Source organism: uncultured Actinobacillus sp. (genome assembly GCF_945915845.1).
Taxonomy (GTDB): Bacteria; Pseudomonadota; Gammaproteobacteria; order Enterobacterales; family Pasteurellaceae; genus Exercitatus.
In genome coordinates, this window is the sequence record NZ_CAMEFX010000015.1 from 35,490 (window position 1) to 45,604 (window position 10,115).

11 protein-coding genes are annotated in these 10,115 nt (G+C 39.8%); 8 read left to right on the top strand and 3 right to left on the bottom strand.

The window, feature by feature from the left end:
- Window positions 1-102 precede the first annotated feature (102 nt).
- Window positions 103-930 (top strand): DNA ligase, encoded by an 828-nt coding sequence (locus Q0O89_RS05400; RefSeq protein WP_293730657.1) that lies wholly within the window; start codon window positions 103-105, stop codon window positions 928-930.
- On the opposite strand, the gene gloB is transcribed toward Q0O89_RS05400, so the two are convergent.
- Window positions 914-1,615: a hydroxyacylglutathione hydrolase gene (gloB, locus tag Q0O89_RS05405; protein WP_293730658.1), complete on the bottom strand. Its 702-nt coding sequence runs from the start codon at window positions 1,613-1,615 to the stop codon at window positions 914-916. The genes Q0O89_RS05400 and gloB overlap by 17 nt on opposite strands.
- A gap of 21 nt (window positions 1,616-1,636) precedes the next feature.
- On the opposite strand from gloB, the gene Q0O89_RS05410 reads away from it, so the two are divergent.
- The 7 genes from Q0O89_RS05410 (at window position 1,637) to rnb (ending at window position 8,749) form a co-directional block, all read left to right on the top strand.
- The gene (locus Q0O89_RS05410; protein ID WP_293730659.1) at window positions 1,637-2,329 is read left to right on the top strand and encodes a methyltransferase domain-containing protein; all 693 of its coding nucleotides are present in this window, start codon (window positions 1,637-1,639) and stop codon (window positions 2,327-2,329) included.
- Window positions 2,330-2,396: 67 nt separating this feature from the next.
- On the top strand, window positions 2,397-4,157 hold the full coding sequence (gene ycaO, locus Q0O89_RS05415; protein WP_293730661.1) for a 30S ribosomal protein S12 methylthiotransferase accessory factor YcaO: 1,761 nt from the start codon (window positions 2,397-2,399) through the stop codon (window positions 4,155-4,157).
- 72 nt (window positions 4,158-4,229) lie between these two features.
- Entirely contained in the window at window positions 4,230-5,000 is a 771-nt protein-coding gene (locus Q0O89_RS05420) for a Nif3-like dinuclear metal center hexameric protein (protein ID WP_293730662.1), read from the top strand.
- A 142-nt stretch (window positions 5,001-5,142) separates the two neighbouring features.
- Complete coding sequence (locus tag Q0O89_RS05425; protein WP_273384233.1) at window positions 5,143-5,484, top strand: type II toxin-antitoxin system RelE/ParE family toxin; 342 nt, start codon at window positions 5,143-5,145, stop codon at window positions 5,482-5,484.
- A gap of 2 nt (window positions 5,485-5,486) precedes the next feature.
- A complete protein-coding gene (gene nadS, locus Q0O89_RS05430; RefSeq protein WP_293730663.1) occupies window positions 5,487-5,783 on the top strand; it encodes a NadS family protein in 297 nt (98 codons plus the stop codon).
- A gap of 125 nt (window positions 5,784-5,908) precedes the next feature.
- Window positions 5,909-6,697, top strand: a complete 789-nt coding sequence (locus Q0O89_RS05435) for an enoyl-ACP reductase (protein WP_135709450.1) — start codon at window positions 5,909-5,911, stop codon at window positions 6,695-6,697.
- 72 nt (window positions 6,698-6,769) lie between these two features.
- Window positions 6,770-8,749 carry an exoribonuclease II gene (rnb, locus tag Q0O89_RS05440; protein ID WP_293730664.1) on the top strand — a complete coding sequence of 660 codons (1,980 nt, stop codon included), beginning with the start codon at window positions 6,770-6,772 and terminating at the stop codon, window positions 8,747-8,749.
- Window positions 8,750-9,020: 271 nt separating this feature from the next.
- On the opposite strand, the gene Q0O89_RS05445 is transcribed toward rnb, so the two are convergent.
- Window positions 9,021-9,323: a helix-turn-helix domain-containing protein gene (locus tag Q0O89_RS05445; RefSeq protein ID WP_293730665.1), complete on the bottom strand. Its 303-nt coding sequence runs from the start codon at window positions 9,321-9,323 to the stop codon at window positions 9,021-9,023.
- Window positions 9,324-9,326: 3 nt separating this feature from the next.
- A complete protein-coding gene (locus Q0O89_RS05450) occupies window positions 9,327-9,689 on the bottom strand; it encodes a type II toxin-antitoxin system RelE/ParE family toxin (RefSeq protein WP_293730666.1) in 363 nt (120 codons plus the stop codon).
- Window positions 9,690-10,115 lie beyond the last annotated feature (426 nt).

Consider the following 10,115-nt stretch of genomic DNA (forward strand, 5'->3'; position numbering starts at 1 on the left):
ACTCAGTTGTAAATACGGCAATATTTACCGCTATCTAAAGTGTGTTCATCCTTATGATTGACAAACATAAGATCCTGTTATTCTCCCTAATAAGGAAAGATGATGTTAAAAAGAGTGTGTATTAGATTCTTGTTACTTTTTATTATCCAAAGTGCGGTAGGAAATCCGCCGGATTTAATGTTGCTACAAAGCTATGACAAGCAAAATATTAGCGGTTGGGTTATGTCGGAAAAATTAGACGGTGTACGAGGTTATTGGGATGGGCAACAGCTTTACACCAGACAAAATCAACTTCTTACCCCACCCCATTATTTTCTCCATAACTTCCCTCCCTTTGCCATTGATGGGGAACTATTCTCTGCGCGTGGACAATTTGAAAAAATCTCATCCATTGTGCGCTCACAAAAGGATAAAGGCTGGGAAGATTTGGCGTTGTACGTTTTTGATGTGCCTTATGCCCAAGGCAATTTGCACGAACGCTTGGCAGTTTTGGCACAATATTTAAAGGATCACCCAACGGCACATATTAAAATTATTCCGCAAGTTCCCGTGCAATCGCCCCAACATTTGCAAGCATTTTTAGCGGAGATCGAACAAGTAGGTGGTGAAGGTGTGGTGGTGCGCAATCCCAATGCACCTTATGAATTTGGCAAACGTAGTTCGCAAATACTAAAAGTAAAAACAGCATTAGACGAAGAATGTACGGTTATTGAGCATCATCAAGGCAAGGGGCAATTTGAAAATATAATGGGATCATTGACCTGTGAAAATCATCGTGGACGTTTTAAAATCGGCTCTGGATTTAATTTAGAAGAACGTACAAATCCGCCGCCTATCGGTTCGGTCATCACGTATAGATACCGTGGTTTGACCAATTCAGGTAAACCACGGTTTGCTACTTATTGGCGTGAAACTAAAAATTATCCTTAGCTATGCGCAATGTTTTAAATGCTTCAACTGTTTTCGTTTGTAAGAACGGGTTAATTTGACGTTCTAACGCTAAGGTCGTCGGCAAGCTCGGGCGATGTTCCGCGCGTAGATATTCCACTAAAACACGCTGTTTTTCTACCGCACTTTTATCTTGCACAGCGGTTTTCGCAAAGGCAAGGTTACTCAATGTGTATTCGTGGGCCGGACAAACCAGCGTATTATCCGGTAAGGCATTAATACGTTGTAATGACTGAAACATTTGTGCATAGTCACCTGTAAAAACACGCCCACAGCCGGCGGAAAATAAGATATCGCCACAAAATAAATGCCCATCAACCATATAGCTGACGTGCTGTTCTGTATGGCCTCCTGTCGGGATAACTTGAATTTGATAATCCCCCACAACAATAACGCCTTCATCCACAATTTGCGTCGCCCCCTTTTCTGCACATTCACGAGGACCATAAACCGGCACATCAGGAAATACCTGCTTAAAATCGGCCACCCCACCTACATGATCATCATGTTTATGTGTTAATAACACCGCCACAACAGACAGTTGATGTTGGTATAAAAAAGGCAATAAATTTTTTATTTCCGGAAGATCGATCACAATTACAGAATAATTTTCTCGTCCATAAACCCAAATATAGTTATCATTAAGAGCAGGAATCGGTGTTAGCATAAAATATCCTTGGAGTTCATTATGAAATGGCATGCAAAATACCCTCACGCGTTAAACTTGCCGCTCAGTTGGCAGCAATTACCCAATGGTATAGCGTATTCTACGCTAATTGAACAATATTTTAAAAACTGGTTTCCCCGAATACTCGGGAAACGCTTACTCAAATTTGGCGGATTAAGCGCGGAAATTCATTGTGCAACAGCATGTCAACAAGTTTTACTTACCCCTGAAACGCAAGAAAAACTCACCGCACTTTGTCAGCAAAATCAGATCATTCTCATCGAAGACAGCCTTCAAAAACTGCCTTTCGGCGAGGGTACTGTAGATGCTTGCCTGTTGGCACACACTCTAAACTTTACCCAAGATCCTCATCTGTTATTACGTGAAACTTCGCGAATTTTGAGTGATGATGGTTATGTGTTTATTTCACTTTTTAATCCATTAAGTAAATTGTTATTTAAGCGATATTTGGGGCATTTTCCCTATCGTCATTTTTGTCATTGGCGTGTAATGGATTGGTTGGAATTATTGGGATTTGAAATTTTAGATTATCAACATCTTCCCCTTAAACATGAGTTAAAAGGCTTAGCGTCTCTTTCTGTCATTGTGGCACAAAAACACACTCTACCGCTGTCTTTACAACCCCAAAAAGTGCGGTTTAAAAATCCTGAGATTTTAAATCCTGCTCAAGCCTTTAAAGAAACGTCGTCATAGAAAATAACACTTGAGCCCTAGGCTTTTTTCACCTATTATGCCTGCGATTTTCAGGAGAAATATATCAATGACAGAACAAACTTTTATCCTAGGCAAAGACGCTGCATTAGAAGACAGTATTGCCAAATTCCAACAAAAATTAACCGCACTGGGTTTTAATATTGAAGAAGCTTCTTGGCTTAACCCTGTACCCAATGTGTGGTCTGTACATATTCGAGATAAAGATTGCCCGCAATGTTTTTCTAACGGCAAAGGCGCAAGCCAAAAAGCGGCATTAGCTTCTGCCTTAGGGGAATATTTTGAACGTCTTTCTACCAATTATTTCTTTGCGGATTATTATTTAGGTCAAGATATTGCCAACGGTGATTTTGTACATTATCCAAGCGAAAAATGGTTTGAAATCGAAGATGAAGAAACCTTGCCTGAAGGGATTTTAGACGATTATTTGTTAGGTTATTTTGATCCTGAAGGTGAATTAACCCCTGAGTTATTAGTCGATCTGCAATCGGGTAATTATGATCGCGGTATCGTGGCAATGCCTTATGTGCGCCAGTCCGATCAACAAACTGTTTACATTCCTCAAAGTATTATTGCGAACTTGTATGTTTCAAACGGAATGTCGGCAGGCAACACCAAAAATGAAGCGCGCGTACAAGGTTTGTCAGAAGTATTCGAACGTTATGTCAAAAACAAAATTATTGCGGAAGCCATTAGTTTGCCGCGTATTCCTGATGACGTGATTGCGCAATATCCCACCATTCAAGCGTCTATCCAAAAATTGGAACAAGAAGGCTTCCCAATTTTGGCGTACGATGCATCATTAGGCGGTCAATACCCTGTTATTTGTGTGATTTTATTAAATCCAAATAACGGCACCTGTTTTGCCTCCTTTGGGGCACACCCGAATTTCCAAGTGGCATTTGAACGTACTGTCACAGAATTATTGCAAGGTCGTAGCTTAAAAGATCTCGATGTTTTTGCCCCTCCGTCTTTCAACAACGATGATGTAGCAGAACACGCTAACCTTGAAACACACTTTATTGACTCAAGCGGTTTAATTTCTTGGGATCTCTTTAAAAATGACGCGGATTATCCTTTTGTTCACTGGGATTTCTCAGGCACCACCCAAGAAGAATATGCAAACTTAATGAAGATCTTCAATGAAAACGGTAAAGAAGTGTACATTATGGATTACAACCATTTAGATGTATACGCCTGTCGTATTATTGTGCCATCAATGTCGGATATTTATCCTGCCGATGACTTAGTGTATGCCAATAACAATATGGGAATGGACTGGCGCGAAATCTTGCTTGATTTACCACATTTCCATCATGATGAAGAAACCTATCAAGAATTACTCGATGAATTAGATGAGCAAGGTATTGATGACGCAACACGTGTACGCGAATTTATTGGTATTGTGCCACCACCAAAATCAGGCTGGACGACATTACGCGTAGGTGAATTAAAATCAATGCTTTATCTTGCCTTAGGCGATTTAGAGCTTGCGCTGGATTGGGCGAACTGGACATACAATATGAACAGCTCCGTCTTTACCCCTGAACGCGCCAACTACTATCGCTGTTTAATCAGCTCAATGGAATTGTTCCTAGATGAAGAACGTGATACTGAACAATATCGTATGGTCTTTGAGAAAATGTACGGTAAAAGCGCGGTGGATTTTGCCTGGAATGCTGTTCAAGGTGGTAATCCATTCTATGATTTATTAGCCGATGATGAACATTTGCAAAAATTTGAAGCGCATCAAAAATTACTTGCGGCTTATGCAAAACTGCAAAAAGCTAAACGGGAAAATTGGAAATAAAACAACGTCCTTATAGGCAGGGGTTACCCTGCCCTATTCTCATCAAATTTCAGGTTATTGGGAGCCATTACAATGAACAATCTCACACTTGAACAAGTCATTAACCAAAAACTCAACTGCAACGCAATTAAGGATTACGCACCAAATGGTTTACAAGTTGAAGGAAAAGCCAACATAAAAAAAATCATTACAGGTGTCACGGCTACACAAGCATTAATTGATGCTACCGTTGCCAAAAATGCGGATGCCATTTTGGTTCATCACGGTTATTTTTGGAAAAGCGAAAATCCCTGTATTCGCGGCATGAAAGGCAAACGTATAAAAACCTTGTTAGTGAATGATATTAACTTATACGGCTACCATTTACCTTTGGATATTCACCCGGAATTAGGCAATAATGCTGAACTCGCGCGTTTACTGGGCATTGAGAATTTACAACCCTTAGAAAGCTCCCAAAACAGTATCCCAGTATGGGGGGAATTGGCAGAACCTATGACGATTGAGGCTTTTGCCGCAAAAATCTCACAGATGCTCCATCGCCAACCTACAGTCTGCAATGCAGAAGAACTCACACAAAATCCACCGCACTTAATCCGTAAAGTCGGCATTTGTACCGGTGGCGGACAAGGTTATATCGATCTCGCGGCTCAAATGGGTTGTGATGCCTTTATCAGCGGTGAGATTTCCGAACAATCCACCCATTCCGCACGCGAACAAGGTATTCACTACTTCGCTTGCGGTCATCACGCCACAGAACGCTACGGCATAAAAGCCTTAGGCGAATGGCTCGCTAAAACTTATGAGCTAAATGTGGAATTTGTGGATATTGATAATCCTGCCTAATGCCTAAATAGCGATCTCAAAACACTATTTTTGTGATCGCTATTCCATTTATCACCTCTATCACTTGTTAAAGTTAGCTTCTCTTTTTATTGTTTAATCACTTGAAAAACGTACCCTGTACAACTAAAATAAGGAGAAGCTCATGATAGATAAATGGCTGACATTTATCGAAACACCCATTTTTGCCGAAGAACGTGAAAAATTGCTTCCTGATGATGAATATCAACGATTTCAAGCCTATATGCTGGAAAATCATCATCTTGGGGATTACATTCCAAATACCGGTGGTTGTCAAAAAATTCGTTGGAAGTTAGAAAGTAACCATAAAGGTAAAAGTGGTGGGATTAGGGTGATTTATTACGTAGTGACAAATAAAGATAAACTTTATATGGTTACCGCATACGCTAAAAGTCAAAAGGAAAATATCTCAGACGCAGAAAAAGCTATTATGCGAGCCATTGTTCAAAAATTAGAAAAGGAATGATTATGGACAAAAAATTATTTGAACGTTTAGTAACAGGTTTAGAACAAATGGTCGCTATTGAAAAAGGCGAGTTAGAAGTTCCCCCTGAAAATATTCACCGCTTTCGTATTCCTAATACGAAAAAAATTCGTGCCGATAGTCATTTAAAACAAGAAGAATTTGCCAAAGCATTAGGGGTCAGCAAATCCCTTGTGCAATCTTGGGAAACACAACGCCGAATTCCCAATGGTTCCTCATTGAAACTGCTCTTTTTGTTAGAAAAACAACCCGATTTAATTAATGAACTTCGGGCACTATAAACCATGAAAAATCACTAAGGAAACTGGCAAATTCGCTCATCGGCTTTGTAATTAACGGACATTTCCGCTATACTACGCCAGATTTTTTAAGCACAATTTTTAAACAACCAAAATAGGATTTCAAAATGGGTATTTTAACGGGTAAAAAAATCTTAGTTACAGGTTTAGCCAGCAACCGTTCAATCGCATACGGCATTGCAAAAGCCATGAAAGAACAAGGCGCGGAATTAGCCTTTACGTATTTAAACGAAAAATTACAACCGCGTGTTGAAGAATTTGCCAAAGAATTTGGTTCAGACATCGTGTTACCATTAGATGTTGCCACAGATGAAAGCATCACAAACTGCTTCGCGGAATTAAGCAAAAAATGGGAAAAATTTGACGGTTTTGTGCACGCTATCGCCTTTGCACCGGGTGATCAATTAGACGGCGATTATGTCAACGCAGCAACACGCGAAGGCTATCGTATTGCTCACGACATCAGTGCTTACAGCTTCGTAGCAATGGCACAAGCTGCACGTCCTTTCTTAAACAAAGACGCTGCATTATTAACCCTTTCTTACTTGGGTGCTGAACGCGCAATTCCTAACTACAACGTGATGTGTTTAGCCAAAGCATCCCTTGAAGCGGCAACACGCGTTATGGCAGCGGATTTAGGTAAAGAAGGTATCCGTGTTAACGCAATCTCTGCAGGTCCAATCCGTACTTTAGCGGCATCAGGTATCAAAAACTTCAAGAAAATGCTTTCTGCATTCGAGAAAACTGCACCACTAGGTCGCACAGTCACCATTGAAGATGTGGGTAATTCCGCTGCATTCTTATGCTCTAACTTGGCTTCAGGCGTAACAGGTGAAATATTACATGTTGACGCAGGTTTCAGCATTACGGCAATGGGCGAATTAGGTGAAGAATAATTCTTCAATTTAACTATTTTATGGCGCAGGTTCTCAACCTGTGCCTTTTCTTTATTTATGGCAATTTAAAATATGTTCCAAAACAACCCCTTATTATCTCAACTCAAACAACAAATCCGTGACAGCAAACAAACTGTTGAAGGTGTCGTAAAAAGTACCGATAAAGCTTACGGCTTTTTAGAAACCGATAAAGAAAGTTTTTTCATTGCGCCGCCTGATATGAAAAAAGTGATGCATGGCGATAAGGTCAAAGCGGTTATCGAAGAAGTAGATGGAAAAAAACAAGCGGTCCCTGAAGAACTGCTCGAACCTATGCTAACACGTTTTATCGCGAAAGTGCGGTTCAATAAAGACAAGAAATTGCAGGTGTTAGTGGATCACCCCAATATCAATCAACCTATTGGGGCAAACCAACTAAAATCTGTCAAAGAAGAATTACAAGAAGGCGATTGGGTTGTCGCAAATTTAAAAACACACCCATTACGTGACGATCGTTTTTTATTCGCCAATATTCAAGAATTTATCTGCCGCAAAGACGATGAATTTGCTCCTTGGTGGGTAACACTCGCACGCCATGAACAATCACGCTATCCGGTAGCCGGACAAGAAAGCTACCCGATGCTCGACACACAAACACGCGAAGATTTGACCGCACTTCATTTCGTCACTATTGACAGCGAAAGTACGCAAGATATGGACGATGCCCTTTATATGGAAAAGCTCGAACAAAATGGCTCACAAACCGGTTGGCGTTTAGTGGTCGCCATCGCGGATCCAACGGCTTATATCGCGCTGGATTCACAAATAGAGAAAGATGCACGTCAACGTTGTTTTACCAACTATTTACCGGGATTTAATATCCCCATGTTGCCACGGGAATTGTCAGATGAACTCTGTTCCTTAATGCCAAATGAAACACGCCCGGCACTTGTTTGTTATATCGAAACGGACTTAACAGGCAAAATCACCAATGAACCTTATTTTGTATCCGCAGAGATTCAATCAAAAGCAAAATTGGCGTATAACAAAGTTTCTGATTATTTAGAACAAGTGGAAAATGCTTGGCAGCCTGAAACGGCAGAAATCAAACAACAGATTGAATTTTTGCATCAATTTGCTCTAGCACGTATTCAATGGCGAAAAACCCATGGCTTGGTATTCAAAGAAAAACCGGATTACAGCTTTGTACTGGCAGAAAATGGGCATGTTCAAGAAATTAAAGCAGAACATCGCCGCATCGCCAACCAAATTGTGGAAGAATCCATGATTTTAGCGAATATTTGCTGCGCACATTATTTAGATGAAAAAGCCAAAACCGGGATTTTTAATACTCACAAAGGTTTTGATAGCAAATTTCTGAGCAACGCACATCACTTCTTAATGGCCAATTTTGCTAATGAAGAAAATCGAGAAGAATTAGAAACACGCTACTCTACAGAGAATTTAGCAACCCTTGAGGGATATTGCCAAATGCGTCATGATATTGAACCTTATGAAGGAGATTATTATGAATTCCGTTTACGCCGTTTCTTAACCTTTGCGGAATTTAAGTCTGAATTAGCACCGCACTTTGGCTTAGGTTTAACAGGTTACGCCACTTGGACATCCCCCATCCGCAAATATTCAGATATGGTCAACCACCGTTTAATTAAAGCGACCTTAACCGGCAATGAATGTGTAAAACCTAGCGATGAAATTCTCGCACGATTGCAAGAAGCTCGCCGCCAAAACCGTTTGGTTGAACGTGATATTGCCGATTGGCTCTACTGCCGTTATTTAAATGAACAAGTGGCAAACAAACCTGAGTTTGATGCTGAAGTTCAAGATATTATGCGTGGCGGAATGCGTGTACAATTACTTGCCAACGGCGCAAGTGTTTTTGTTCCCGCCTCGACCATTCACCCCAATAAAGACGAAATGGAAGTCAACAATGACGAAATTGCCCTTTATATCAACGGCGAACGCCGCTACAAAATTGGTGATATAGTGAAATTACAATTAACGGAAGTGAAAGAAGAAACGCGTAGTTTAATTGGGAATTTGATTATTTAAATTCCCACAAAACTATCCATAAACACAAAAATGGCGTGGAAGAGATAACTATTTGTACGGGCGAAATATTTTTCGCCCTGACTTTTTGATTGTTTTGCTATACATACTGCCCAATTCTGAATTTTTGTTCGAACATCAGGGCTTACGGGCGGGGATAAACCCCGCCCCTACATAAATTTTCCTAAAATTGACTTTTATGCAACGTCATTTTTTTCTCTCTATTATATTGGGGCTAATGTGATTAGCCCCTACGGGAAAATTGGTGCGTGGATTAAATATTAAAGGTTACTGTTTTTCCTGTTGGTAAAGCAACAGATAAACTCAATGTACCGCCCATAGCTTCAACATAACGTTTAATAGATGATAATTTAATATCATTTCCTCTTTTTTCTAAGGCAACTACGGAAGGTTGTTTTATATTTAATGCCTCTGCAATCTGTTGCTGTGAAATTTCAAATTCCTCACGAATGCGATGCAATTGCAGCTCCATACGCATTTCTTCAGCCATTGCTTTAACTTGACTACGTTTTTCAGCTGGAAGCTCATTCATTAAATCTTTAAATTTTACGCTCATTGTTTACTCCTTTGAAAAATTAGAAAGATAATTATCATAAGTTCTTTCCGCTAAAGAAATCATTTCTTTATAAAAAAGTTTTTCTTTCTTACCTTTCTTATCACCACCACATAAGATAATAGCTTGTCTGATAGGATCAAAAATAAAAAATAAACGAAATACAGATAATTTCGATTGTACACGCAGTTCCTTTAAATTAGGATGCTTTGACCCCTGAATTGTATCAACAAAGGGTCTGCCCAGTTGCGGACCTTCTGTAGATAAAAGCTCTAATGCGGCATAGATTTTTAATAAATCATCATTTGGCAAAGATTGAAACCATATCAAAACAGGGTCTTGTAAAATAACATCCCATTCTTGTTTCATTCGCTTATAACCTCTCTTAAATTTTTATAGATTATAGTCTATGTTAAGGGTGCGTACAATATTTTAATTCTCAAAACGGTATTATGTAGTAGTTGCACAATACTCAAAAATACAAAAAGTGCGGTGAAATTTCACCGCACTCTGACTGAGGACAAACCCTATATGAGTCGTATAGGGTTACTTAATCTGAGCCGCTCTGCGCTCTTTTTTCAGCCCCGGTGGGGCTAGGCTTAATGCACTTAGCACGGCTCGTGCTAGGTTTCTCAAAAATGAATTTGATCAGCTATCTGAAACATTTCTTAAATATCCCAACGTTTCTCTATGGCTTTCTGACGATTGTGGAAAACGCACTAAATAATCCTCAATAATCTCAATCACTTTTGCAAGATTTTCACGGAAATTAACCGCTTCTTGTTTGTAAAATTG

Excerpts from the sequence above, each read along its gene's own strand:
- Q0O89_RS05400 (WP_293730657.1), top strand. The coding sequence starts at position 103 with ATGTTAAAAAGAGTGTGTATTAGATTCTTGTTACTTTTTATTATCCAA.
- gloB (WP_293730658.1), bottom strand. The coding sequence starts at position 1,615 with ATGCTAACACCGATTCCTGCTCTTAATGATAACTATATTTGGGTTTAT.
- Q0O89_RS05410 (WP_293730659.1), top strand. The coding sequence starts at position 1,637 with ATGAAATGGCATGCAAAATACCCTCACGCGTTAAACTTGCCGCTCAGT.
- ycaO (WP_293730661.1), top strand. The coding sequence starts at position 2,397 with ATGACAGAACAAACTTTTATCCTAGGCAAAGACGCTGCATTAGAAGAC.
- Q0O89_RS05420 (WP_293730662.1), top strand. The coding sequence starts at position 4,230 with ATGAACAATCTCACACTTGAACAAGTCATTAACCAAAAACTCAACTGC.
- Q0O89_RS05425 (WP_273384233.1), top strand. The coding sequence starts at position 5,143 with ATGATAGATAAATGGCTGACATTTATCGAAACACCCATTTTTGCCGAA.
- nadS (WP_293730663.1), top strand. The coding sequence starts at position 5,487 with ATGGACAAAAAATTATTTGAACGTTTAGTAACAGGTTTAGAACAAATG.
- Q0O89_RS05435 (WP_135709450.1), top strand. The coding sequence starts at position 5,909 with ATGGGTATTTTAACGGGTAAAAAAATCTTAGTTACAGGTTTAGCCAGC.
- rnb (WP_293730664.1), top strand. The coding sequence starts at position 6,770 with ATGTTCCAAAACAACCCCTTATTATCTCAACTCAAACAACAAATCCGT.
- Q0O89_RS05445 (WP_293730665.1), bottom strand. The coding sequence starts at position 9,323 with ATGAGCGTAAAATTTAAAGATTTAATGAATGAGCTTCCAGCTGAAAAA.
- Q0O89_RS05450 (WP_293730666.1), bottom strand. The coding sequence starts at position 9,689 with ATGAAACAAGAATGGGATGTTATTTTACAAGACCCTGTTTTGATATGG.